Source organism: Gammaproteobacteria bacterium (assembly GCA_033720895.1).
In the GTDB taxonomy this organism is placed as follows: Bacteria; Pseudomonadota; Gammaproteobacteria; order Natronospirales; family JAJUFS01; genus JAWWBS01.
Genome location: JAWWBS010000027.1, coordinates 1 through 23462 on the forward strand (window position 1 = coordinate 1; position 23462 = coordinate 23462).

Consider the following 23462-nt stretch of genomic DNA (forward strand, 5'->3'; position numbering starts at 1 on the left):
CGTGCTTGATGTCGGTGCCGACCAGCTGGCTGGCAGCGGACTTCACGGCTTTCTGCAGTGTCAGCGAATCGAGGTCCGCTTCCTTGCCGAGGCCGAGCAGCATGACGCGGCTGGTGCCGAGACCCGGCACCTTGACCAGCAGCTGCGCCTGGCCGACGTTGCCTTCGAAGCCGGCATCCTTGATGGCAGCCTTGAGGTAGCCCTTGCTGGCGGTGTCGATTTCAGTGGCAGCAGCGGACAGCTTGCGACCCTGGAAGACGCCGACCACGACGCAATCCGATTTGATGCCGGCGAGCTTGCCGGTCTTGACCATGAACTGCATGTGAATCTCCTGAACGAATGTCTGGGGACCGTTGCCGGTGTTGTTGACCGGCGCTGGAATGGAATCTCATCCTGCACGTTTCATCATGTTTGCCTGCATCGGGCGACTGCCATTGGCGGCGGTCAGCCAGTATGATGGCGGGCAGGGCGCGCTACCGAACTCGAGGCGCGGCAAGGCGCATTCTAGCGAAACCGGGTGGCTTTTGAAAAAAACCGCGCTGTACAAGAATTTCCGGAGGCATTGAGGCGTGTTTCGTATCATCGACCGCTACCTGCTGCGTGAAGCCATTGGCGCCTGGTTTGCCGTGACCGCGGTGTTGCTGGTCATCATCATCGCGCATCGCTTTGCCCGCTTCCTTGGCGAGGCAGCTTCCGGCAACCTGCCGGGCCCGGCGGTGTTCGAACTGCTGGGCTATGCCTGCATCGGCTTCCTGACCGTGCTGACGCCGGTGGGCCTGTTCATCGGCCTGCTGACCGCGTTCGGGCGGCTGTACCGGGATTCGGAAATGGTGGCGATGTTCGCCTGTGGCGTCGGCGTGCGCGATGTCTACCGGCCCGTGCTGGTGCTGGGCCTGGCCGGTGCCTTGCTGGTCGCCTGGTTGAACCTCTTTGCCAGTCCCTGGGCTGCCAGCGAAGCGCTGAAGTCGCGGCGCATTGCCGAGAAGCAGGCGGAGCTAGGGGTGTTCGAGTCCGGTCGCTTCAAGACCTCCAAGGACGGCGATGTTGCCTTCTATGCCGAATCCGCGGACAGCGACACCGGCATTCTCTCGCGCGTTTTCGTCGCCGCACGCAAGACGGATGGCGAAAGTGTTGCCATTCGTGCGGCGGAGGGCGAGCAGGTGCGTTCCGAGGCCACCGGCCAGCGTTTCCTGGTGCTGAATGACGGGCGGCGCTACGACGGCGTGATCGGCGATGCCAACTACCGGACCTACTCCTTTGCCGAGCACGGCATCCAGATCCGCCAGGATGATCCGGATTTCCGCACCTTCAAGCGCGATGGCGTACCGACGGTTCAACTGCTGATTTCGGACAGCCCGCGCGACATTGCCGAGCTGCACTGGCGAATCAGCGGGCCGGTGATGACCTTGCTGCTCGTGTTCATCGCCGTACCGCTGGCACAGACCCGACCACGCGAGGGCCGCTATGGACGCGTGGTCATCGGCGTATTGCTGTATGTCGTCTACTCCAACCTGCTGGGTGTGGCCCAGGTGTGGCTGGAGAAGGGCAGGCTGTCACCGGATACCGGCCTGTGGCCGGTGCACCTCCTTGCGCTACTGGTCGGATTCGTCCTGCTGGCAAAGATGACGCACTGGAACCTGGCGCGGCTCTGGCCACGCGGCAGGTCCAACGGGGAGGCGGCAGCATGATGTTCGGCGTGCTCGATCGCTACCTTGCGCGCCAGGTGATTGCCGGCTCGCTGCTGGTGGCCCTGTTGCTGGCTGCGCTCTCGAGCTTCCTGGTGCTGGTCGGGCAGATGGATGACTTCCAGGGCACCTATGGCATTTCCGAGGCCATCCAGTTCACCTTGCTGTCCATGCCGCAGCAGGTCTACGAACTGATGCCGATGTCGGTGCTGCTCGGCAGCCTGCTGGGCCTGGGCAATCTCGCGGCCGGCAATGAATTGATGGTGATGCGGGCGGCCGGCATCTCGACAGTCCGCCTGGGTCGGTCTTCCCTGCTGGGTGGCCTGGTGCTGGCACTGCTGACCGCCGGCCTGGGTGAATTCGTCGCACCGAACGCCGAGCAGAGTGCCTCGGCCCTGCGCACTTCGGCACGCATGAATCGCATCAGCTATCTTGCCCGCGGCGGCGTCTGGGCACGCGACGGGCAGTTCGTGTTCAACGTGCAGCAGATGCTGGACGCCGACCGACTCAAGGGCGTCAGCCTCTACGAGCTGGGCGAGGGCGCCCGGATCAAGCGCATGCTGGTTGCCGAGGAAGCCGTGGCCGACCCGGACGGAGGCTGGCAATTGCTGGATGTGGCCGAAACGGTTATCGACGAGGAACGCATCGAGTCACGCCGGCATGACCGCCTGGCCTGGCGATCGTTGCTGGATACCCAGTTGCTGCGCCTGTTCGTGGTCGATCCCGACAAGCTGTCGCTGCGTGGCCTGTCCGAGTACACCGACTTCCTGTCGCGCAACCAGCTGGATGTCCGTTCCTACAAGCATGCCTGGTGGCAGCGCGCCATCATGCCGCTGTCGATCATCGTGATGGTGGTGCTGGCATTGCCGTTCGTGTTCGGTCCCTTGCGCACGGTCGGTACGGGCCAGCGAGTGATGTTCGGGGTGTTGATCGGTGTGGTGTTCTACATCGTGAACCTGACGGCGGGCCAGGTCGGCATCGTGTTCAGCATGCCGGCTTTCCTGTCGGCCGGCCTGCCAACGGCCCTGACGGCCTTGCTGGCGCTGCATTTCCTGCGGCGCGTGCCGTAGCGGCGGGGATTATTTCTTCGGTTTCGGGACGCTGGCCAGCGCGCTGTTGCCGACCAGGTCCTGCCAGCCGCGACCCTGCTTGTCGACCAGCATCCACAGCCAGCCGATCCCCAGGGCCAGCCAGCCGACGAGCCCCAGGGCGAGGCGCAACAGCAAATCGCCGGCGCCCAGCTTTCCGCCGTCCTTCGAGATGACCCGCAGTCGCCAGGCGCGCATGCCCAGCGTCTGGCCGTCGCGCTTCCACACCAGCAGGAAGTAACCGCAACCCACCAGTGCAAGGTAGAGGTCGAACAGCAGGTTGTAAGGTGGTGGATCGATCGCACCGCCGGTGAATGGCATCAGCAGCGCGGTGGCGAACATGAACAGCGCTATCAGGATGAGACCGTCGTATACCGCACAGGCGATCCGGCGCAGGAACCATCGCAGCCGTGTTCTGGCGTTCATTGCGGCGAGCGTGGAAATGTCCGGGCTGTCATTCATGGCAAGGGCTTGGCAGGGGAAAGATGGCGCTCCCTACGAGACTCGAACTCGTGTTTCAGCCTTGAGAGGGCCGCGTCCTAACCGCTAGACGAAGGGAGCTTTGATTCGTGTTTTGACGTCGCGCTTGCTGCATCAGCGTCGCGGGGTGCTAGTATACCGGCAATTCGGAGCGACAGATAGACAAGACTCCAAAGAATCACGAGCGTTTGCCAGGTACCTTTGTTGTGCCGACCTGGTGACAGGATGTTGACAGCAGTGTCCCAGCAGGAACCCCAAAAGCAGATCATCGAGCGGCCGGACCACGGCATCTCCCGGCAATCCATTTCGGAAAACGCCCTCAAGGTGCTTTACCGACTGCACAAGGCAGGCTTCGATGCCCACCTGGTCGGTGGCGGTGTGCGCGACCTGCTGCTTGGGCACGAGCCCAAGGACTTCGACATTGCGACCAATGCGCGCCCTGAAGAAGTGCGCGACCTGTTTCGCAACAGCCGGCTGATCGGCCGACGCTTCAAGCTGGTCCATGTGCGCTTCGGCCGCGACATCATCGAAGTGGCCACCTTCCGCGCCAACCGCGAAGACAGCGAACATCCCGAGCAGCATCTCGACGACAGCGGTCGCATCCTGCGGGACAACGTCTATGGCTCCATGGGTGAAGACGCCATCCGTCGCGACTTCACGGTCAACGCGCTCTACTACAACATCGCCGATTTCTCGGTGGTGGATTTCGTCGATGGTGTTGCCGACCTCAAGGCAGGCCTGCTGCGCCTGATCGGCGACCCGGAAACCCGCTACCGCGAGGACCCGGTGCGCATGATCCGCGCCGTGAGGTTCGCGACCAAGCTCGGGTTCCGTATCGAGGAAAAGACCGCGCAGCCGATTCGCGAGCTGGCCAACCTGCTCGAAGACATTCCGGCCGCACGCCTGTTCGAGGAAGTGCTGAAACTGTTCCTGGGCGGTCGTGCCGCCGAGACCCTGGAAATGCTGCGGCATTACCGCCTGTTCCGACCGATGTTCAGGCTGACCGACGAGGCCATCGAGGCCAGCGACAAGGCCAGCGCCCTGAATTTCCTGTCCATGGGTCTTGGCAACACCGACGCGCGCATCGAGGATGGCAAGCCGGTGACGCCGTTCTTCCTGTTTGCCGTGCTGCTCTGGGAGCCGGTACGGCAGCGCTACGAAGCCTTGCAGGAGGAGGGCGTGTCACCCGCCGAGGCCATGCAGGTCGCGGCCGACGAGGTGGCCGGCAAGCAGCAGCAGTTCGTGTCGATTCCGCGCCGTTTCTCGACGCCCATGCGCGAAGTCTGGCAATTGCAGACCCGTTTCCAGACCCGCTCCGGCAAGCGCGCGCTCAGGCTTCTTGGGCATCCGCGCTTTCGCGCCGCCTATGATTTCCTGTTGCTGCGTGCCGAAAATGGCGAGATCGAGCAGGAGGTGGCGGATTTCTGGACCGAGTTCCAGGAAGCCGATGCCTCGCGCCAGCAGCAGATGATCTCCGAGCTGGGCAATCGTCCCGGTGGCAAGGAAGCGGATGATGGCAGTGCGGCAAAATCCGGTCGCCGTCGCAGGCGCGGTGGTCGCCGTCGTCGCCGCAAGTCGGGTGGTTCTCCGAAGGCCGATGACAAGGACTGAGTCGGGTAGCGTGGCGGTCCGCAGCTGGATCGGCCTCGGCAGCAACCTGGACAATCCGCAGGTGCAGCTGCGGCGCGCCGTCGCGGCGCTGGCAGACCTGCCGGGCAGCACGCTTGACGCCATCTCTCCCCTTTATCGATCTCCCCCTCTGGGTCCGCAGGACCAGCCATGGTTTCTCAATGCCGTGGCACGCCTCGCCACCACGCTCCCCCCGCTCGAACTGCTTGATGCCCTGCAGGCCATCGAGGCTGCGCATGACAGGAAGCGCGAGCGACGCTGGGGACCGCGGACACTGGACCTGGACATACTTATATATGGCGAGCGCGTCGAAAACGTCGAGCGCCTGAGCCTGCCGCATCCCGGCGTGGGGCAACGCGCTTTCGTGCTGTATCCTCTCAATGACATCGATCCGCAGCTCGACGTGCCGGGACTCGGCACGGTCAGCGAACTCGCGGCAGCGGTGTCGGGCGACGGGTTGGAGAAGCTGGAACCGGACGACGGATGGGCACGATAAGGACATGAACAAGCGGCCGAAATACATGGTGGTGGAGGGTCCCATCGGTGTTGGCAAGACCTCGCTGGCGCGCCGCCTGGCCGAGCACTACGGCTGCGACCTGGTGCTGGAGCAGGCCGATGAGAATCCCTTCCTGGAACGCTACTACCGCGATCCGCGACAGTATGCGCTGCCCACCCAGCTGTTCTTCCTGTTCCAGCGCGCCCAGCAGTTGCGGGAGCTGCACCAGTCCGACCTGTTCAATCCGGTGCGGGTGGCGGACTTCCTGCTCGAAAAGGACAGCTTGTTCGCCGAGCTGACGCTGGAGCCGGACGAACTGAATCTCTACCAGCAGACTTACCGGCACCTGGCCGTGAATGCGCCGGCGCCAGACCTGGTGGTGTACCTGCAGGCCCCGGTCGACGTCCTGATGCGGCGGATCGAAAAGCGCGGCATTGCCTACGAGCAGCAGATCGAGCAGCGCTACCTGGAGCGGTTGACCGATGCCTACGCCCGGCTGTTCCACAATTACGACCGCTCGCCGTTGCTGATCGTCAACGCCACCCAGATCAACCCGGTGGACAACGACGCCGACTTTGCCCAGCTGGTGAAGGCGATCGAATCTGCGGGCAGCGGGCGGCAGTACTTCAACCCGGTGCCGGACTTCGTCTGAGCGGCGCCCCATGAAGCTTGCAAGCGCCGGTCTGGCGCGGCAGTCTTTGCATCCCTGAGCACGAAACAGGATCCGAGCGACCATGTATTCCAGTCCCGACAAGCGTCACGACGGCAAGCCGGTCACGGTGGCCAGCCTGGCGAAAATGAAGGCCGAGGGGCAGAAGATCACCTCGCTGACGGCTTATGACGCCAGCTTTGCGGCGCTGGTCGACGAGGCGGGCGTGGATGTGGTGCTGGTTGGTGACAGCCTGGGCATGGTGATCCAGGGGCATGCCACGACCGTGCCGGTCACCGTCGATGACATCATCTACCACGGCAAGGCGGTTGCCCGCGGCCTCGGTCGGGCGTTGCTGATGCTGGACATGCCGTTCATGAGCTATGCCACGCCGCAGGCGGCGCTGGAGAATGCCGCTCGCATGATGCAGGAAGGCGGCGCGCAGATGGTCAAGCTGGAAGGGCATGTCAACCAGCTGGAAGTGGTCAGCTACCTGACCGGCAATGGCATTCCGGTCTGCGCCCATCTCGGCCTGCGACCGCAATCGGTACACAAGATCGGTGGTTTCAAGGTGCAGGGCCGCGAGTCCGATGCGGCCGAGCAGATGGTGGCCGATGCCGTTGCCCTGGCAGGCGCCGGGGCGGACATCATCCTGCTGGAATGTGTTCCGAGCGCACTGGCGAAACGCATTGCCGAGGAAGTCGCCGTGCCGGTGATCGGTATCGGGGCCGGTCCCGATGTCGATGGCCAGATCCTGGTGCTGTACGACGTGCTCGATATCACGCCGGGCAAGAAACCCAAGTTCGCCAAGAATTACATGGCCACCGCCGGCAGCAATGCCGCCGCGATCGAGCAATTCGTCGCGGAAGTGCGCGATGGTACCTATCCCGGTCCCGAACACGGCTTCGACTGAGCCTGCGCCCATGCACGTATCCCGCCAACTGGAAGACTTGCGCCAGCGCGTTGCCGACTGGCACCTCGCGGGCGAGCGCGTGGCCTTCGTGCCCACCATGGGCAACCTGCATGCGGGTCACCTGGCGCTGGTCGAAAAGGCCCGCGAAGTGGCGGACAGGGTGGTGGCCAGCATTTTCGTCAATCCCATGCAGTTCGGGCCGAACGAGGATTTCGGTGCCTACCCGCGCACCGAGGACCAGGACGCGCAGCAATTGGTCAAAGCCGGTTGCGACCTGCTGTTCCTGCCGGATGTCGAGACCATGTATCCCGGTGGTACCGAGGCGACCACGTTCATCGAGGTGCCGGAAATCTCCGACATCCTCTGTGGCCAGTCACGCCCGGGCCATTTCCGTGGCGTCGCCACGGTGGTCGCGCGACTGTTCCACATGGTCCAGCCGGATGCGGCGGTATTCGGTGAGAAGGACTGGCAGCAATTACAGGTGATTCGTCGCATGGTTCGCGACCTGGCCTTGCCGGTCGAGATCATCGGCCTGCCGACAAAGCGGGAAGACAGCGGCCTGGCGCTGAGTTCCAGGAACCAGTACCTCGACGCTGCCGAGCGTGAGCAGGCGGCAGAGCTTTACCAGGCATTGCGGGCCGCAGCGCAGGGCTTGCAGGCCGGTGAGTCGGTGGCGGTATTGGAAAAAGCGGGCCGCGAGAGACTGGCCCGGGCCGGATTCGAGGTGGATTACTTCACCATCCGCAATGCCGACACCCTGCAGGAGGTCGCCGCAGCCGATGCGGAAGCGGTCGTCGTTCTGGCGGCGGCAAGGCTTGGCAAGGCGCGATTGATCGACAACTTGCCGGTAAATGCTGCCAGCTGACCTGACTTAGACCGATTCCGGCCTTGAGCCCCGGAAATCCCTCGCGATACAATACGCGGATTGACTGGCGGCCAGTTGTTGCCGTGACAGTGCGTCGCTCGAGACTTCACGCCGGACCGCGTCGTCCGGGAGTTCACACGAAAAATCGATTCATCAGGAACCGGAAATGAACCTGACCTTGCTGAAATGCAAACTTCACCGCGCCTGCGTGACCCACGCGGAGCTGGATTACGAGGGCTCCTGCGCCATCGATACCGAGCTGCTGGAGGCCGCTGGCATCCGCGAGTACGAGCAGATCGACATCTACAACGTGACGGGTGGTGAGCGCTTCACGACCTATGCGATCAAGGCCGAGCGCGGCTCCAAGATCATTTCCGTCAATGGTGCGGCTGCCCACAAGGCGCGCCCGGGTGACCGCGTGATCATCTGTGCCTATGCATCGATGACCGAAGCCGAGGCAACAGCGCACAAGCCGAGCCTGGTCTACCTGGACGAGCACAACAACGTGACCGGTACCAAGAACACCACGCCGGTGCAGGCTGCCTGAAGCCAGTCGCCAGGTTTGTCGAATCATGAAGCCACCGTCCCTGACGGTGGCTTTTTCACTTGCCGCGAGCATTTTGCGTAGAATCCCCGGGATGAATACCGGAACGACCAACGGGATGAAAACCGTCGCGATTGCCGACAAGGACCGTGCTGCTTGAATACGATAACCGCCACACCAGAATGGCAGAAGTTGCTCGAGCTCCGGGGCGAATGGCAGGGGCGCAGCCTGCGCGAGCTGCTGGACGAGGATCCGGCGCGGGCCCATCGTTACCTGTTCGAGGGGGCCGGCATCCAGCTCGACGTGTCGCGCCAGCGTATCGACGATGATGTACTGGATGCCCTTCTCGAGCTGCTGCGACTCCGTGATTTCCCGGCACGGCTGGAAGCCTTGTGGCGCGGCGATGCCGTCAATCACACCGAGGGACGGGCGGCGCTGCATGTTGCCTACCGGGCCGAGGCGGATGATGGCGTCTGCAACGACGACATCATGCAGCAGGTCGTTGCGCAGCGGGAAGCGATGCTGGCGCTGGCCGAGCAGGTCCGCGACGGCACGTTTGCCGCGCCGGCGGGCGGTGCCTTCAAGGACATCGTGCACATCGGCATTGGCGGCTCGCACCTTGGTCCGGAATTGCTGCTGGAGGCGCTGGACGACGATGCCTCCTCGCCGCAACAGGTGCATTTCCTGACCACGGCCGACCCCCACACCTTGCAGCGCCTGCTGGCGCGACTCGATCCCGAGCGGACCCTGGTCAGCGTGGTTTCGAAGTCGTTCCGGACGGCTGAGAACGTATTGAATGCCGCTACCCTGCGTGACTGGCTGGCGGACCGGCGCGGGGTCGACGTCGACCAGGTGCTGGCCGAGCAGTTCATCGGCGTGTCGGCCAATGCCGACGCCATGGCGGCCTTCGGGATCCCGGCCGAACGCCAGCTCGGTTTCGATCCGGCGCTGGGCGGGCGCTACTCGGTGTGGTCGGCGGTCGGCCTGCCACTGGCGATCAAGCTTGGTCGCGATGGCTTCCTGGATGTGCTGGCCGGTGCCCGGGACATGGACCGGCATTTCAGGACAGTGGGGCCGCGCGAAAACCTGCCCATTCTGCTGGCCCTGGTCGGCATCTGGAACATCAATTTCTTCGACGTCGGATCGCATGGCGTGCTGCCGTATTCGAACGCCCTCGACCTGCTACCGGACTACCTGCAGCAGCTTGAAATGGAATCCAATGGCAAGCAGGTCGACCGTGACGGCCAGCCGGTGGAATACCGCACCGCACCGGTCATCTGGGGCAATGTCGGCATGAATGCCCAGCATGCGTTTTTCCAGCACCTGCACCAGGGCACCGGCTGGGTGCCGCTGGATGTCATCATGGTCGATGATGTGGAGGGCGATTTCCCCGAGCATCGCGATGCCGTGCTGGCCAATGCGCTGGCGCAGATGGAGGCCCTGAACGTGGGTCGCACCGAGCAGGAAGTGCTTGCCAGTGCCGACGAAAAGGGCGAAGCGGGCCTGGTGCCTTACAAGGTCTTTCCCGGCAATCGCCCGTCCAGCCTGATCATGCTGGATCGACTCGACGCCCGCCGCCTTGGTGCGCTGCTCGCCATGTACGAGCACAAGGTGTACGTGCAGAGCGTGATCTGGAACATCAACCCCTTCGACCAGTTTGGCGTGGAGTTCGGCAAGGCACTGGCGGGCGATATCGATGCGGCGCTGGCCGGTGATGGACTGGGCGATCGCCACGATGCCGTGGCGCAAGCCTGGGTGAAACGCCTCAAGCGCTGAGGATGCTCACGCGCCGTGCTGGGCGAGCGCCCAGGCGACGTGCTCACGGACCAGCTCGGACGGATGGTCGCGGCGGGCTTGCAGGGCATCGATCACCGCATCGCTGGTCCTTGCATTGCCCAGCGCTACCGCGATGTTGCGCAACCAGGCCTCGAAGCCGATGCGTCGAATGGCCGAGCCGGCCAGCTTTTCCTCGAACTCCGATTCACTCCAGCCGAACAGGTCCGTCAGCGGAATGTCATCCAGCGACTGCCGGGGCAGGAAGTCGGCCTCCTTGCTGACCTGCGAAAACTTGTTCCAGGGGCAGAACAGCTGGCAGTCATCGCAGCCGTAGATGCGATTGCCCATCGGCTTCCGGAATTCCTCCGGGATCGCGCCCTTGTTTTCGATGGTCAGGTAGGAAATGCAGCGCCGGGCATCCAGCTGGTAGGGCGCAGTGATGGCCCGGGTCGGGCAGACCTCGATGCAGCGCGTGCAGGAGCCGCAATGATCGGTCGCGGCCTCGGATTGCGGCAAGGGCAGGTCGGTGTAGAGCTCGCCCAGGAAAAACCACGAACCGGTTTTTTCCTGCAGCAGGTTGGTGTGCTTGCCAATCCAGCCCAGCCCGGCATCGCGTGCCAGCGGCTTTTCCATCACCGGCGCGCTGTCGACAAAGGCGCGATAGCCAAAGGGACCGATCAATGCCTCAAGTTCGGTGGCGAGTTTCTGCAGTCGATTGCGCAGCAGCTTGTGGTAATCGCGACCGAGGGCGTAGCGCGAGACATAGGCCTTGCTGGGATGATCCAGCAGCTCGACCGGGTCGTTGTGCTCGTCGGGGCGGTAATCCAGCCGCACGCTGATGACCGAGACCGTGCCCTCGACCAGTTCGGCCGGTCGCGAGCGCTTGTGACCATGTCGTGCCATCCATTCCATGTCGCCATGCCGGCCTTCGGCCAGCCACTGCGCAAGCTTCTGCTCGTCGTCGGCCAGCGGCCGCGAGGTGAAGCCGACGGCGTCGAAACCGAGCGCCAGCGCCTGCTCACGGGCAAGTCTGGCGAGTGTTTCCGGCGAGTTTTGTGCCTGCGGGTCGCGGTTCATGGCTGAGGTCGTATACTGGGTTCATGAGTCTGGATTCGACATTCTACAGTGCCGAGCAAGTGCGCGAGTGGGACTCGCGCCTGATCGAGCATCGCGATCTCAGTGCCTACCAGTTGATGTGCGAGGCGGGCGAGGCCTTGTTTGCCGAGTTCACCCAGCGCTATGCGGCTCGCAAGGCGCCTTGCGTGCTGGCGGGCGGCGGCAATAACGCGGGTGATGGCTATGTGTTTGCCCGCCTGGCAAAGCAGCAGGGCATGGATGTCACGGTGCGTTACCTCAAGTCCCCCGAGCACCTCATGGAGGCCGCCGCCGATGCCTGGGAGGCGGCGCGTGATGCCGGTGTCGATATCGCGCCGTTCGAGCAGGGCCTTCCTGCCGGGACGGACTGCGTGATCGACGCGATGTTCGGCACGGGCCTGGACCGCGAGGTCGAGGGTGAATGGCGGGCCGCGATCGAAGCGACCAACGCCGCCGGGCTGCCGGTGGCCGCCGCCGACATTCCCTCCGGCCTGCACGCCGACACCGGGCGGGTTCTGGGCGCCGCGATTGCGGCCGACCTGACGGTGACCTTCGTGGCGCGCAAGGCTGGCATGCATACCGGTCGTGGCCCTGACGTATGCGGCGAGATCGTATTCCATGATCTCGGCACGAAGGATTTCGATCCGGCCGACCGGCCGGCCTTGTGCGATGTGCTGGAGCGGCGTCACCTGCCGGGCCTGCTGCCGAGACGTCGGCAGGCTGGTCACAAGGGCGAGTTTGGCCACCTCCTGGTGATCGCCGGGCAAGCCGGGATGCCGGGGGCCGCGAGGCTTGCCGCCGAGGGTGCCATGCGTTCCGGCGTCGGCAAGGTCAGCGTGCGCTGCCATGCCGACAGCGTGCTGGCGGTGCAGGCGGCACGACCGGAACTGATGGTCGATGCCCTGGAAAATGGCGTGCCGGCCGGCATCACGGCCTGCGTGGCCGGACCGGGTCTTGGTGCCGACATCTGGGGCACCGAGGCCTTCGAACAGGCGCTGGCATTGGCGCTGCCGATGGTCATCGATGCCGATGGCCTGCGCTTGCTGGCACGCAAGCCGGCGCTGGCGCAGCACCTGCATGCCGATACCGTGCTGACCCCGCATCCCGGCGAAGCCGCTGCCTTGCTGGAAACCGATGTGGCGCATATCGAGAATGATCGCCTGACGGCAGCCCGGGAGCTGGCCGAGCGCTTCGGTTGCCATATCGTGCTGAAGGGTGCCGGGTCGCTGGTGGCTTCGCCGGGTGGCAAACTCTCGCTGTGTGCCGCCGGCAGCGTTGCACTGGCCACGGCGGGGTCGGGTGATGTGCTGGCCGGTATCATTGCGGCCTTCCTGGCGCACGAGGAAGCCAGCCATAGCGGTTTCGGTGATGATGGCAAACTGGCACGCCGTGCGGCCCAGGCTGGTGTGCTGCTGCATGCCCTGGCGGGCGAACGTATTGCCCTGGATGGTCCCCGCGGGGCCATTGCCAGTGATATCGTGCGGGCCTTGCGGCTGGTACTGAAGGCGGCTGACCAGCACGAATGACATTTACCCGTTGTTGAAGGCGGCTCTCGCGTGGATCTCAAACCTTTTCTCGAAGACGAAGCAGCCACCCTGGATCAGGGCCGTGCGCTCGGCCAGGCCTGCATGGCCTATGGCAAGTCATTGGTCATTTACCTGGTGGGCTCGCTGGGCGCCGGCAAGACCACGATTTCACGTGGCCTGCTGCGCGGCATGGGTCATGCCGGCAAGGTGCGTTCGCCGACCTACACCTTGATGGAGAATTACGACACGGACGGCTTGCCGGTGGCGCATCTCGATCTTTATCGCCTGGCAGATCCCGAGGAACTGGAATTCATCGGCTTGCGGGACATGGCTGATGCGGCTCATGTTCTGCTGGTGGAGTGGCCCGAGAAGGGCGCAGGCCATTTACCGCCCGCCGACCTGATCCTGGCGCTGGAAATGGAAAAGACCGGCCGCCGCCTGAGCATCGAGGCCGCCACGCCGGAGGGACGAACTGCGCTGCAAGCGCCCGCGACCGCTTAAGTGGCACTCTAAGTAAGTCCCCTATCTCTTTAAAAAATATCGCTTTTTCTTGATTTTCGACTGTCTTGACGTAGTATTTGGGGGAACTGACCATCATGGGTGCGTCCGAATGCGTCATTCCACAGGCCTGATAAAGCGGTATTTCCTGCGCGCAGCAACACTGTTGCTGGCGGCGCTGGCTGTGCCGGTGCAGGCGGCTTCCGTCGAGGTGCGTGGCGTACGCGTCTGGGATGGCGAGGAACGCACCCGCATCGTTTTCGATCTTTCCGCACCGGTAGAGCACTCGGTATTCAGCCTCGAAAATCCCGATCGACTGGTGATCGACCTGGAGAATGCCGACCTGGCCAGCAGTCTCGGTGGCGAGATTTCGCTGCCACTGGACATCCTGCCGCTGGTCCGGAACGTGCGTTCCGCACCCCGCGAGCGTGATGACCTGCGAGTGGTGTTCGACCTGGCGGGCGGAACGCGTACCAAGTCTTTCCTGGTCAAGCCCAGTGGCGATTTCGGTCACCGCCTGGTGCTGGACCTGGAACCGACCGAAAGCCTGCAGCAGGCACAGGCGCTGGAGCCGTCGAAATCGGTGACGGATGTCCGGCCATCTGCAAGGCCGCTGGTCGTTGCCATCGATGCCGGCCATGGCGGCAAGGATTCGGGCGCCATCGGTCCGGGCGGTACACGAGAAAAGGATGTCGCCCTGTCCATTGCCCGCGAACTGGCGCGCCAGGTCGATGCCCAGCCAGGCATGCGCGCGGTGATGATTCGCGAAGGTGATGAATACCTTTATCTCAGCGAGCGCCGTGAGAAGGCCCGCCAGCACAGCGCCGACATTTTCATTTCCATCCATGCCGATGCCTTTACGGACCGTCGCGCTCGCGGTGCTTCGGTTTACGTAGTCTCCGAGCGCGGTGCGACCAGCATGGCTGCCGAGTTGCTGGCCGAGCGCGAGAACGCGGCCGACCTGGTCGGCGGCGTGTCGCTGGCCGACAAGGACGACGTGGTGCGTTCGGTGCTGGTGGATCTCAGCCAGACCGCGACCTTGAGTGCCAGCCTGACGGTGGGGCAGCGCGTCATGGATCGCGTTGCCAGCGTCACCCGGCCGCACAAGACCAAGGTGCAGCAGGCCGGCTTCATCGTGCTGAAATCACCGGACGTTCCGTCGATCCTGGTCGAGACCGCGTTCATTTCCAATCCCAGCGAAGAGCGCAAGCTCAGGGACCGCAACCACCAGAAACGCCTGGCGGCTGCGATCGTGCAGGGCGTGCAGGATCATTTCCTCGCGAACCCGCCGCCGGGGACGCTGTTTGCGGCCTGGCAAGGCCGGGGTGATGGCGAGGCGCCGGTTCACAGCGTCAGCTCCGGCGAGACGCTGTCTGGCATCGCTCGCCAGTACAAGGTCAGTGTGAACACCCTGCGTGCCGCCAACGGCAAGAGCAACGATCGCCTCAGCGTCGGCGAGCAGCTCGTCATTCCGCTCGGCACCTGACACGCCTGGATCGCGTCCTTTTCCCCGCTGCCGTTGGCAGCCTCGCCCCCAGCCGGTACTCTTGTCGCCTTTCTCTTCGAGGGCCTGGTGAGGGCTTGCCGCGACATGCCGATTCGTGAACTGCCACCGCAACTGGTCAACCAGATCGCCGCCGGCGAGGTGATCGAGCGACCGGCCTCGGTGGTCAAGGAGCTGCTGGAAAACGCGCTGGATGCCGGTGCGGGGAAGCTCCGCATCGACGTGGAAGAGGGTGGCGTACGCCTGATCCGGATTCGCGACGATGGCCGGGGCATTCCGCCCGAGGAACTGCCGCTGGCGGTAGCGCGCCATGCGACCAGCAAGATTGCCAGCCTGGGCGACCTGGAGCGTGTCGCGACCATGGGTTTCCGTGGCGAGGCACTGCCGAGCATCGGATCGGTGGCAAAGCTTTCCATTACCTCGCGCACGGCCGATGGCGAATCGGCATTCCAGATCAGTGGCGACGGCCATGGCAATTACGCAGAAGTGGCACCTGCTGCCCATCCCGAGGGCACGACGCTGGAAGTGCGCGAGCTGTTTTTCAACACCCCGGCGCGGCGCAAGTTCCTGCGCACCGAGAAGACCGAGTTTTCGCATTTGCAGGCGGTGGTCGAACGCATTGCGCTAGGACGTTTCGACGTCGATGTGCGCCTTTCGCACAATGGCAAGGACGTGCTCGCCCTGCCACCGGCAACCACGGAACAGGCCCGCGACCGGCGCGTGGCGAATGTCTGCGGTGACGGCTTCATCGACAATGCGCTGGTGATCGAACACGAAGCCAGCGGTCTTCGCCTGCATGGCTGGATCGGCCTGCCGAGCTTTTCCCGCAGCCAGGCCGACATGCAGCACTTCTACGTGAACGGTCGCATGGTGCGCGACAAGGTCATCGCGCATGCCATTCGCCAGGCCTTCCGTGACGTGATGTTCCATGGCCGCCACCCGGCCTTCGTGCTGTTCCTGGAAATGGATCCGACCGGGGTAGACGTGAATGCGCATCCGACCAAGCACGAGGTGCGCTTCCGTGACAGCCGGCATGTACACGACTTCCTGTTCCGCACCTTGCACCGGGTGCTGTCCGACACCCGTCCGGGTGGCAACGAGGCAGGTGGCAATGAAGCCGGCCAGCGCAGCGACATGGGCCCCGCGTCCGGGGGCTTGCAGCAACGACTCGGCGACGACCGACCGGCGTCCTTCGGCGCGGGTGCCGGATTCCAGGCCAGCTTGTACGCCCATGACCAGCACCAGGCCGCGGGTGTGGCCGACCACCCGGAGGCCGAGACGCTGTCAGCTGCACCGCCACTGGGATATGCATTGGCGCAACTGCATGGCATCTACATTCTCGCGGCGACCGAGGAAGGCCTGGTGGTGGTCGACATGCACGCAGCGCACGAGCGCATTACCTACGAGCGCTTCAAGGCGCAGATGGCCAGCGGCGAGGTTGCGGTGCAGCCCTTGTTGATTCCGGAAACCCTGTCAGTGTCGCAGCAGGAAGCCGAGTGTGCGGAACACGCGGCCGCTTCGCTGCGCAACAGCGGTTTCGACATGGATCGCGCGGGGCCGGACAGCGTGATCCTGCGCGCTGTGCCGGCAGCCTTGCGCGACTATGATCTCAAGGGCCTGATGCGCGACATCCTCGCCGACCTGGTCGAGCATGGTGAATCGCAGCGCATCGAGAACACCATCGACGCGGCGCTGGCCGACAATGCCTGCCACACGTCGATGCGGGCGCATCGCCGCATGACGGTGCCGGAGATGAACGCCTTGTTGCGCGACATGGAGAAGACCCCGCGCGCCGACCAGTGCAACCATGGTCGCCCGACCTGGTTCAAGCTCGACATGAAACAGCTGGACCAGCTGTTCCTGCGTGGGCAGTAGGAGAGTGCATTGAGCCTGCCTCCTGCCATTTTCCTGATGGGCCCGACCGCCTCTGGCAAGACGGCAGCGGCCATGGCATTGGCGGATCGCTTTCCAGTGGAGCTGATCAACGTCGATTCGGCGCAGATCTACCGCGACATGGATATCGGCACGGCCAAGCCCGATGCGGAGACTCTGGCGCGCTATCCGCATCACCTCATGGATATCTGCGACCCGTCCGAGCGCTATTCGGCGGCGCAATTTCGCGCGGATGCACTGGGACTGATGAACGACATCATCCAGCGCGGCAAGGTGCCCTTGCTGGTAGGCGGCACCGGTCTTTACTACCGGGCGCTGGAAAACGGCCTGGCCGACATGCCGGAAGCGGATGAAGCCATTCGCAAGGAGATCTTCTACGAAGCCGCCGAGCGTGGCTGGGGCGCGCTGCACGCCGTGCTGGCGGAAGTCGATCCGGAGAGTGCGGCGCGCATCGAACCGACCGATACCCAGCGCATCCAGCGGGCCCTGGAGGTCTATCGCAAGACCGGCAAGACCCTGACCGAACACTGGCAGGAGCAACGCGCGGGAGAGCAACGTGATGAACTGCCTTACAAGCTGCTCAAGCTGGCCGTCTGGCCACAGGACCGGGCGGAGCTGCACCGGCGCATCGAGCAACGCTTTGGCCAGATGATGGAGGCCGGATTCCTGGCGGAGGTGGCAGCCCTGAAGTCGCGCGACGACCTTGACCTGGAGTGCCCCTCGATGCGGGCGGTGGGATATCGCCAGCTCTGGCAGCACCTGGAGGGTGAATTCCCGCTGGACGAGGCCGTCAGGAAGGGGATTGTGGCGTCGCGGCAATACGCCAAGCGCCAGATCACGTGGCTGAGGAGCGAATCCGGCCTGGAAGTCTTCGAAGCCACGGATCCGGAACTCGCCAGCCAGCTGGCAGACCGGGTAGAGGCGTTTATTGCTTGGAACCGGCCCTGAATTTCGCTATTTTGTCCTCAGTCGTACATTTTGGAACGATTCCAGCTTGTAATCGGCGAAATTGACACCATATTCGGTGTATCTCCAATTGCAGCCGGGAAGGCTTCGTACCCGGTTGCCGACGAGCTGGAGGGCCCGTCGCCTTAGAAGAAGAACAAGGAGTGAGGTCCATGTCGAAAGGACAATCCCTGCAGGAACCGTTCCTCAACGCACTGCGTCGCGAAAAGGTTCCTGTTTCCATCTACCTGGTCAACGGCATCAAGCTGCAGGGCCAGATCGAATCCTTTGATCAGTTCGTGGTGTTGTTGAAGAACAGTGTCAGCCAGATGGTCTACAAGCATGCGATTTCCACCATCGTGCCAGCGCGCGCGGTGCGCATGCAGCTGGATGACAGCGGCAAGCTTGAAGCCGACGTCAACTGATCCTGTTTTCAGCGAGTCCCTCCTGAACGCGCCTGCACGGCGCAGAGGTCTACATGTTTGATCGCCCGCAGACAGGCGAGCGTGCCGTATTGGTGCACCTGGATTTCACCCCGCAGCATGACGAGGAATCCCTGTTCGAATTGCAGGAGCTGACCCGCTCGGCGGGTGCCGAGCCGCTGGCCATCATCACCGGTACGCGCAAGTCACCCGACCCGAAATACTTCTGTGGCACCGGCAAGGCCGATGAAATTCGCGATGCCGTGGTGGCGCATGATGGCGAGCTGGTCATCTTCAACCACGAGCTGTCGCCCAGCCAGGAGCGCAACCTGGAAAGGCTGCTGAAGTGCCGCGTCCTGGATCGCACCGGCCTCATTCTCGATATTTTCGCGCAGCGCGCGCAGTCACATGACGGCAAGCTGCAGGTGGAGCTGGCGCAATTGCGACATCTTTCGACCCGGCTGGTCCGAGGCTGGACTCACCTTGAGCGCCAGAAGGGCGGTATCGGCCTGCGGGGTCCGGGTGAATCCCAGCTGGAAACCGACCGTCGCCTGATCAACGTCCGCATTCGCAGCCTGACCGAGCGCCTGAAGAAAGTTCAGGGTCAGCGCGAGCAGGGCCGGCGCAAGCGTCTCAGGAACGAAACGCCGACGGTGGCGCTGGTCGGCTACACCAATGCCGGCAAGTCGACGCTGTTCAATTCCCTGACCGGCTCCGAGGTCTACCAGGCAGACCAGCTGTTCGCCACGCTGGATCCGACGGTACGCAGGCTGGACCTGGATGTGGGTGGCCACGTGGTGCTGGCTGACACGGTCGGATTCATACGCCAGCTGCCGCATGACCTGGTTGCCGCCTTCCGTTCGACCCTGCAGGAAACCCGTGATGCCGACCTGCTGCTGCATGTCGTCGATGTGGGCAATTCGGAAAGGGAGGAGCACATCGCCACGGTCAACGAAGTATTGACCGAGATCGGCGCCGAGGAGGTGCCGCAGCTGGTCGTCTACAACAAGATCGACCTGACCGAGGATCTGCCGCGTATTGATCGCAATGAAGAAGGCCTGCCGGTGCGGGTTTTCGTCTCGGCACTGAAACGCCAGGGCTTCGATATGTTGAATGCCGCGATCGCCGAGCGCGTTCGCGAAGCCTCCGTGCAGGGCTGGCTGCATCTCGGCCCGGCCGAGGGCAAGGCGCGGGCGCGCCTGTTCGAGCTGGGTGCCGTACGGGAAGAAAAGGCTGCGGACGACGGTGGCTGGGAACTCCAGGTCGACCTGGGACTCAAGGAATACAGGCAGCTCGTGAGCCACGAGCAGCTGGATGCCAGCCTGGAGCCACGAACCGAGCCTGACGACGCCTGGTAGCCGCTACCTGGACGATTCACCCGCAAGCGGCCCGAATCCCGTTTAACCGGGGGCTGGCCGTTGCTACAATCCGCTTTCGTGTGCGGCTCGGAAGGTTTTCCGGACGTCCACACCATTTCATAGACTGGAGTACAACATGGCCTGGAACGAGCCTGGCCAGGGGAAAGACCCCTGGAACAACAACGGTAATCGCGGCCGAGGTGGTGGCCAGGACGGCCCGCCGGACCTCGACGAGGTTGTTCGTAATCTCCAACGCAAGATCAACGGCCTGTTTGGCGGCGGCTCCGGCGGCCGTGGCGACAGCGGCAACGCGGGCAACAATGCCTTTGCCGGCCTGATCTTCTTCATCGCGCTGGCCATCTGGCTGGCTTCCGGTTTCTACCAGGTCCGCGACTACGAGCGCGGGGTGGTGCTGCAGTTCGGTGACGCCAAGGAAAACGTGGCGATGCCGGGCCTGCACTGGCACATTCCCTGGCCGATCGAATCCGTCGAGAAGGTGAATGTCTCGGAAATTGCCGAGTACCAGTACAAGACCGAGATGCTGACCCGCGACGAAAACATCGTCACGGTTGCCGTGTCGGTCCAGTACCGTCGTGCCGATCCGATTTCCTTCCTGTTCAACGTGCGCGAGCCGGAAGTCACGCTGGAAGACGTGACCGATTCCGCCGTGCGCGAAGTGGTGGGCAAGAACACCATGGACTTCGTGCTGGGTGAAGGCCGTGAGGAGATTACCAGCCGCACCCTGGAGCTGGTGCAATCGACGCTGGAGTCCTATGGCACCGGTATCGAGATCACCACGGTCAACCTGCAGGACGCCAACTTCCCGCCGCCGGTACAGCCGGCCGTGCGCGACGCCATCAAGGCCCGCGAGGACAAGGAGCGCCTCGAACTGGAAGCACAGTCGTATGCCAACGACGTCGTGCCGCGTGCCCGTGGTGAAGCGGCTCGCCGCATCCAGGCAGCCGAGGCCTACCGCGAGGAACAGATCGCGAATGCCGAGGGTGAATCGGATCGCTTCCTGGCGCTCTTGCGCGAGTACAAGAAGGCGCCGGGGGTGACCCGCGAACGCCTCTACCTGCAGACCATGGAGCAGGTGCTGGGCAATACCAGCAAGGTGCTGGTATCCGCCGAGGGCAGCGACAGCCTGATGTACCTGCCGCTGGACCAGTTGATGAAGCAGGCAGGCTCGCGCAATCGTACCGAGGCTTCGACGACGAACTCGAGCAACGAGGGCCAGAATGTTTCCTCGAGCGATCCGCGTGATCGCAACAATGCACGCGCAAGGGGAGACCGCTAATGAGAGCTCTCAAGACACTGCTTCCATTCCTGCTGCTGATCGCGGTCGTTGGTACCGTGCTGGGCGGCAGCCCGTTCTTCGTCGTGACCGAGCGCGAACATGCCATCAAGTTCCGCTTCGGTGAGATCCTGCGTTCCGATTACGAGCCGGGGATCCATTTCAAGGCGCCGTTCGTGCACAACGTCAACAAGTTCGACAACCGCGTGCTGACGCTGGACAACCGTCCGGAAGAATTCCTCACCGAGGAAAAGAAAAACGTCATCGTCGACTTCTTCGTGAAGTGGCAGATCACCGATGTCGAGAACTACTATCGTGCAACCGGCGGCAACGAACTCAACGCGACCGAGCGACTGGTCAAGATCGTCTATGACGGCCTGCGCAACGAGTTCGCCAAGCGCACCGTGAAGGAAGTCGTTTCCGCCGAGCGCACCGAGATCGTCGACGTCATGCTGCAGAAGGCCCAGGCCGCTGCGACCGAGTTCGGTATCAACATCGTTGACGTGCGCGTCAAGCGCATCGACCTGCCGGACGAAGTCAGTACCTCGGTGTTCCAGCGCATGACCCAGGAGCGTGCCCGTACCGCTGCGCAGTTGCGTGCAGAAGGTGCCGAGGCAGCCGAGCGGATTCGCTCTGCCGCCGATCGCGAGCGCACCGTGATCCTGGCCGAAGCCTTCCGTGATGCCGAGCGCATTCGTGGTGAGGGTGATGCCAGGGCGGCCGAGATCTATGCGCTGGCCTACGAGGAAGATGAAGAGTTCTATTCCTTCTATCGAAGCCTGGAGAGCTACCGCAAGTCGATCGGCAACGGCCAGGACGTGCTGGTGCTGGATCCGGACAGCGAGTTCTTCCGCTACTTCGGTAACAAGAAGTAAGCGGCTGACGTGAGCATCACCTGGGAGTACGTGCTGACGGCGATGGCACTCGTGTTCATCTTCGAAGGCATCATGCCGGCACTGGCGCCAGGCCGTTATCGCAAGATGATGGCGTCGGCGCTCAGCCAGCCGGATTCGGTGCTCCAGGTCATCGGGCTGATCAGCATCAGCCTGGGGGTCGTAGTCATTTTCTGGCTGCACTGACGTGCAGCCTTATTTCTGTGTGCTGCCTGCGGGCAGCCACGCAAGCAGGGGCGAGCAAGCAAGATGGCCAAGAACGTAGTCGTCATCGGCACCCAGTGGGGTGACGAAGGCAAGGGGAAGATTGTCGATCTGCTGACGGACAAGTGCGCTGCCGTGGCGCGTTTCCAGGGTGGGCACAATGCCGGTCACACGCTGGTGATCGGTGGCGAAAAGACGGTCTTGCACCTGATTCCCTCCGGCATTCTTCGCGACAATGTGCTGTGCACCATCGGCAACGGTGTAGTGCTGTCGCCAATCGCGTTGATGGAAGAAATGAAGATGCTGGAAGCTCGCAGCGTGCCGGTGCGAGAGCGACTGCGTATCAGTCCGGCCTGTCCGCTGATCCTGCCGAGCCACGTGGCGCTCGACAAGGAACGCGAGAAGGCGCGGGGCAACAATCCTATCGGCACGACGGGTCGCGGCATCGGTCCGGCCTACGAAGACAAGGTGGCGCGGCGTGCCGTGCGCTTCGGCGACCTGATGCATCGGGAGCGTTTCGCGGCCAAGCTGGGCGAGATCCTCGATTACCACAACTTCGTGCTGCAGCATTACTTCAAGGCCGAGCCGGTCGACTTCCAGGAAACCCTGGAACAGTACCTGGCGCTGGGCGAGGAGCTGCTGCCGTTGATGGCGGATGTCACCGGTCTGCTGCATGACATCCATGAAGAAGGCGGTTCGGTGCTGTTCGAAGGCGCGCAGGGCGCGCTGCTCGATGTCGATCTCGGTACCTATCCCTTCGTGACGTCCTCGAACACCACCGCCGGTGGCGCGGCCACCGGCACAGGGCTTGGTCCGCGCTACATGGACTACGTGCTGGGCATCGTCAAGGCCTACACCACGCGTGTCGGCTCCGGTCCGTTCCCGACCGAGCTGTTCGACGAAATGGGCGAGCACCTCGGCACCAAGGGCCACGAGTTCGGTGCGACAACGGGTCGCCGCCGTCGTTGTGGCTGGTTCGATGCCGTGGCGATGCGCCGTTCCGTGATCAACAATTCGGTTACCGGCCTGTGCATCACCAAGCTCGACGTGCTGGATGGTCTCGACACCATCAAGATCGCGACCGCCTACAAGACCGAGCAGGGCGAGTCCTCGAACCTGCCGCTGGGCGCAGAAGGCCTGGCCGAATGCGAGCCGGTGTACATGGACATGCCGGGCTGGAGCGAAAGCACGGTCGGCATCACCGACATCGACAAGCTGCCGGAAGCGGCCCGAAACTACCTCAACAAGCTGGAAGAGCTGGTTGGCGTGCCGATCGACATCATCTCCACCGGCCCGGACCGGAAGGAGACCATCGTCCTCCGGCATCCATTCGACGAGTAATTGTCATTGCTACAAAGACAGCCGCGCATTGCGCGGCTTTTTCAATGCCCGGACCCTGCTGTTCAGGTGCTCCTGATGGGGATATGCTTCCTCCATGGAGCGCGAAACTCTTGCCAAGGGCGGCCCGGCTGACAGTGACACTGAGACGGTAGAGCGCCAGCAACGCATTCGTCGGCAGCAGGCGATGATGGCGGCGTTCGTCTATATCTCGGCCCTGCTGCCGTTGTCCTACATGAACAGCCTGGGACTGATCGACCTCACGACGAGTCAGAAGGTCATTGGCGTTGTCCTTGCCTCGCTGACCTGCGGTGGCTTCTATTTCCTCATTGCGACCGACCTGAACCTGAAATTTCCCGAACCCAGC

Annotated in this window: 24 protein-coding genes and 1 tRNA gene; 21 read left to right on the forward strand and 4 right to left on the reverse strand. The window is 63.4% G+C overall.

Features of this window, described 5'->3' with window-relative positions:
• Nucleotides 1-322 (reverse strand): M17 family peptidase N-terminal domain-containing protein (locus R3217_05615; GenBank protein MDX1454919.1); only part of this gene is annotated, 322 nt, incomplete at its 3' end.
• Between the two features lie 247 nt (nt 323-569).
• Between R3217_05615 and lptF the strand changes: the two genes are divergently transcribed.
• Together lptF and lptG are read left to right on the forward strand one after the other, a co-directional pair.
• Nucleotides 570-1688 carry an LPS export ABC transporter permease LptF gene (lptF, locus tag R3217_05620; protein ID MDX1454920.1) on the forward strand — a complete coding sequence of 373 codons (1119 nt, stop codon included), beginning with the start codon at nt 570-572 and terminating at the stop codon, nt 1686-1688.
• Complete coding sequence (lptG, locus tag R3217_05625) at nt 1685-2755, forward strand: LPS export ABC transporter permease LptG (GenBank protein MDX1454921.1); 1071 nt, start codon at nt 1685-1687, stop codon at nt 2753-2755. The genes lptF and lptG overlap by 4 nt, the downstream gene beginning before the upstream one ends.
• 9 nt (nt 2756-2764) lie before the next feature.
• On the opposite strand, the gene R3217_05630 is transcribed toward lptG, so the two are convergent.
• A complete protein-coding gene (locus R3217_05630; GenBank protein ID MDX1454922.1) occupies nt 2765-3235 on the reverse strand; it encodes an RDD family protein in 471 nt (156 codons plus the stop codon).
• A gap of 24 nt (nt 3236-3259) precedes the next feature.
• A tRNA-Glu gene (locus tag R3217_05635) sits at nt 3260-3334 on the reverse strand.
• A 156-nt stretch (nt 3335-3490) separates the two neighbouring features.
• Between R3217_05635 and pcnB the strand changes: the two genes are divergently transcribed.
• The 7 genes from pcnB (at nt 3491) to pgi (ending at nt 10125) form a co-directional block, all read left to right on the forward strand.
• Nucleotides 3491-4864 (forward strand): polynucleotide adenylyltransferase PcnB, encoded by a 1374-nt coding sequence (gene pcnB / locus R3217_05640; protein ID MDX1454923.1) that lies wholly within the window; start codon nt 3491-3493, stop codon nt 4862-4864.
• A complete protein-coding gene (gene folK / locus R3217_05645; GenBank protein MDX1454924.1) occupies nt 4851-5378 on the forward strand; it encodes a 2-amino-4-hydroxy-6-hydroxymethyldihydropteridine diphosphokinase in 528 nt (175 codons plus the stop codon). Before pcnB ends, folK begins: the two co-directional genes overlap by 14 nt.
• 4 nt (nt 5379-5382) lie before the next feature.
• Nucleotides 5383-6030, forward strand: a complete 648-nt coding sequence (locus R3217_05650; GenBank protein MDX1454925.1) for a deoxynucleoside kinase — start codon at nt 5383-5385, stop codon at nt 6028-6030.
• Between the two features lie 82 nt (nt 6031-6112).
• Nucleotides 6113-6940 (forward strand): 3-methyl-2-oxobutanoate hydroxymethyltransferase, encoded by an 828-nt coding sequence (gene panB / locus R3217_05655; protein ID MDX1454926.1) that lies wholly within the window; start codon nt 6113-6115, stop codon nt 6938-6940.
• Between the two features lie 10 nt (nt 6941-6950).
• Nucleotides 6951-7805, forward strand: a complete 855-nt coding sequence (panC, locus tag R3217_05660) for a pantoate--beta-alanine ligase (GenBank protein ID MDX1454927.1) — start codon at nt 6951-6953, stop codon at nt 7803-7805.
• A 166-nt stretch (nt 7806-7971) separates the two neighbouring features.
• On the forward strand, nt 7972-8352 hold the full coding sequence (gene panD, locus R3217_05665) for an aspartate 1-decarboxylase (GenBank protein MDX1454928.1): 381 nt from the start codon (nt 7972-7974) through the stop codon (nt 8350-8352).
• A gap of 153 nt (nt 8353-8505) precedes the next feature.
• Entirely contained in the window at nt 8506-10125 is a 1620-nt protein-coding gene (gene pgi / locus R3217_05670; GenBank protein ID MDX1454929.1) for a glucose-6-phosphate isomerase, read from the forward strand.
• 6 nt (nt 10126-10131) lie between these two features.
• Here the strand turns inward: pgi and queG are convergent, their stop codons facing one another.
• Nucleotides 10132-11202, reverse strand: a complete 1071-nt coding sequence (gene queG / locus R3217_05675) for a tRNA epoxyqueuosine(34) reductase QueG (protein ID MDX1454930.1) — start codon at nt 11200-11202, stop codon at nt 10132-10134.
• Between the two features lie 23 nt (nt 11203-11225).
• On the opposite strand from queG, the gene R3217_05680 reads away from it, so the two are divergent.
• The 12 genes from R3217_05680 to R3217_05735 all read left to right on the forward strand — a co-directional run.
• Nucleotides 11226-12746, forward strand: a complete 1521-nt coding sequence (locus tag R3217_05680) for an NAD(P)H-hydrate dehydratase (protein MDX1454931.1) — start codon at nt 11226-11228, stop codon at nt 12744-12746.
• Between the two features lie 30 nt (nt 12747-12776).
• A complete protein-coding gene (gene tsaE / locus R3217_05685) occupies nt 12777-13247 on the forward strand; it encodes a tRNA (adenosine(37)-N6)-threonylcarbamoyltransferase complex ATPase subunit type 1 TsaE (GenBank protein MDX1454932.1) in 471 nt (156 codons plus the stop codon).
• A gap of 109 nt (nt 13248-13356) precedes the next feature.
• Nucleotides 13357-14730, forward strand: a complete 1374-nt coding sequence (locus R3217_05690) for an N-acetylmuramoyl-L-alanine amidase (protein MDX1454933.1) — start codon at nt 13357-13359, stop codon at nt 14728-14730.
• A gap of 105 nt (nt 14731-14835) precedes the next feature.
• Entirely contained in the window at nt 14836-16623 is a 1788-nt protein-coding gene (gene mutL, locus R3217_05695) for a DNA mismatch repair endonuclease MutL (GenBank protein MDX1454934.1), read from the forward strand.
• 36 nt (nt 16624-16659) lie between these two features.
• Nucleotides 16660-17589, forward strand: coding sequence for a tRNA (adenosine(37)-N6)-dimethylallyltransferase MiaA (miaA, locus tag R3217_05700; GenBank protein MDX1454935.1), 930 nt, complete (start codon nt 16660-16662; stop codon nt 17587-17589).
• 170 nt (nt 17590-17759) lie between these two features.
• Nucleotides 17760-18011: an RNA chaperone Hfq gene (gene hfq, locus R3217_05705; protein MDX1454936.1), complete on the forward strand. Its 252-nt coding sequence runs from the start codon at nt 17760-17762 to the stop codon at nt 18009-18011.
• Nucleotides 18012-18064: 53 nt separating this feature from the next.
• Nucleotides 18065-19366: a ribosome rescue GTPase HflX gene (gene hflX / locus R3217_05710; GenBank protein ID MDX1454937.1), complete on the forward strand. Its 1302-nt coding sequence runs from the start codon at nt 18065-18067 to the stop codon at nt 19364-19366.
• 136 nt (nt 19367-19502) lie between these two features.
• The gene (gene hflK, locus R3217_05715; protein ID MDX1454938.1) at nt 19503-20663 is read left to right on the forward strand and encodes an FtsH protease activity modulator HflK; all 1161 of its coding nucleotides are present in this window, start codon (nt 19503-19505) and stop codon (nt 20661-20663) included.
• Nucleotides 20663-21535, forward strand: a complete 873-nt coding sequence (gene hflC / locus R3217_05720) for a protease modulator HflC (protein MDX1454939.1) — start codon at nt 20663-20665, stop codon at nt 21533-21535. Before hflK ends, hflC begins: the two co-directional genes overlap by 1 nt.
• A gap of 9 nt (nt 21536-21544) precedes the next feature.
• Complete coding sequence (locus tag R3217_05725; GenBank protein MDX1454940.1) at nt 21545-21739, forward strand: DUF2065 domain-containing protein; 195 nt, start codon at nt 21545-21547, stop codon at nt 21737-21739.
• A 63-nt stretch (nt 21740-21802) separates the two neighbouring features.
• Entirely contained in the window at nt 21803-23098 is a 1296-nt protein-coding gene (locus R3217_05730) for an adenylosuccinate synthase (protein MDX1454941.1), read from the forward strand.
• A 94-nt stretch (nt 23099-23192) separates the two neighbouring features.
• The coding region (locus R3217_05735) for a hypothetical protein (GenBank protein MDX1454942.1) at nt 23193-23462 on the forward strand (270 nt) is incomplete at its 3' end.

What these genes read in the sequence shown, in the direction of transcription:
- R3217_05650 (MDX1454925.1), top strand. Translation starts at nt 5,383, where the DNA reads ATGAACAAGCGGCCGAAATACATGGTGGTGGAGGGTCCCATCGGTGTT.
- R3217_05680 (MDX1454931.1), top strand. Translation starts at nt 11,226, where the DNA reads ATGAGTCTGGATTCGACATTCTACAGTGCCGAGCAAGTGCGCGAGTGG.
- folK (MDX1454924.1), top strand. Translation starts at nt 4,851, where the DNA reads ATGACAAGGACTGAGTCGGGTAGCGTGGCGGTCCGCAGCTGGATCGGC.
- hfq (MDX1454936.1), top strand. Translation starts at nt 17,760, where the DNA reads ATGTCGAAAGGACAATCCCTGCAGGAACCGTTCCTCAACGCACTGCGT.
- mutL (MDX1454934.1), top strand. Translation starts at nt 14,836, where the DNA reads ATGCCGATTCGTGAACTGCCACCGCAACTGGTCAACCAGATCGCCGCC.
- hflC (MDX1454939.1), top strand. Translation starts at nt 20,663, where the DNA reads ATGAGAGCTCTCAAGACACTGCTTCCATTCCTGCTGCTGATCGCGGTC.
- panD (MDX1454928.1), top strand. Translation starts at nt 7,972, where the DNA reads ATGAACCTGACCTTGCTGAAATGCAAACTTCACCGCGCCTGCGTGACC.
- panC (MDX1454927.1), top strand. Translation starts at nt 6,951, where the DNA reads ATGCACGTATCCCGCCAACTGGAAGACTTGCGCCAGCGCGTTGCCGAC.
- panB (MDX1454926.1), top strand. Translation starts at nt 6,113, where the DNA reads ATGTATTCCAGTCCCGACAAGCGTCACGACGGCAAGCCGGTCACGGTG.
- hflX (MDX1454937.1), top strand. Translation starts at nt 18,065, where the DNA reads ATGTTTGATCGCCCGCAGACAGGCGAGCGTGCCGTATTGGTGCACCTG.
- lptG (MDX1454921.1), top strand. Translation starts at nt 1,685, where the DNA reads ATGATGTTCGGCGTGCTCGATCGCTACCTTGCGCGCCAGGTGATTGCC.
- R3217_05690 (MDX1454933.1), top strand. Translation starts at nt 13,357, where the DNA reads ATGCGTCATTCCACAGGCCTGATAAAGCGGTATTTCCTGCGCGCAGCA.
- miaA (MDX1454935.1), top strand. Translation starts at nt 16,660, where the DNA reads ATGGGCCCGACCGCCTCTGGCAAGACGGCAGCGGCCATGGCATTGGCG.
- hflK (MDX1454938.1), top strand. Translation starts at nt 19,503, where the DNA reads ATGGCCTGGAACGAGCCTGGCCAGGGGAAAGACCCCTGGAACAACAAC.
- queG (MDX1454930.1), bottom strand. Translation starts at nt 11,202, where the DNA reads ATGAACCGCGACCCGCAGGCACAAAACTCGCCGGAAACACTCGCCAGA.
- R3217_05730 (MDX1454941.1), top strand. Translation starts at nt 21,803, where the DNA reads ATGGCCAAGAACGTAGTCGTCATCGGCACCCAGTGGGGTGACGAAGGC.
- R3217_05630 (MDX1454922.1), bottom strand. Translation starts at nt 3,235, where the DNA reads ATGAATGACAGCCCGGACATTTCCACGCTCGCCGCAATGAACGCCAGA.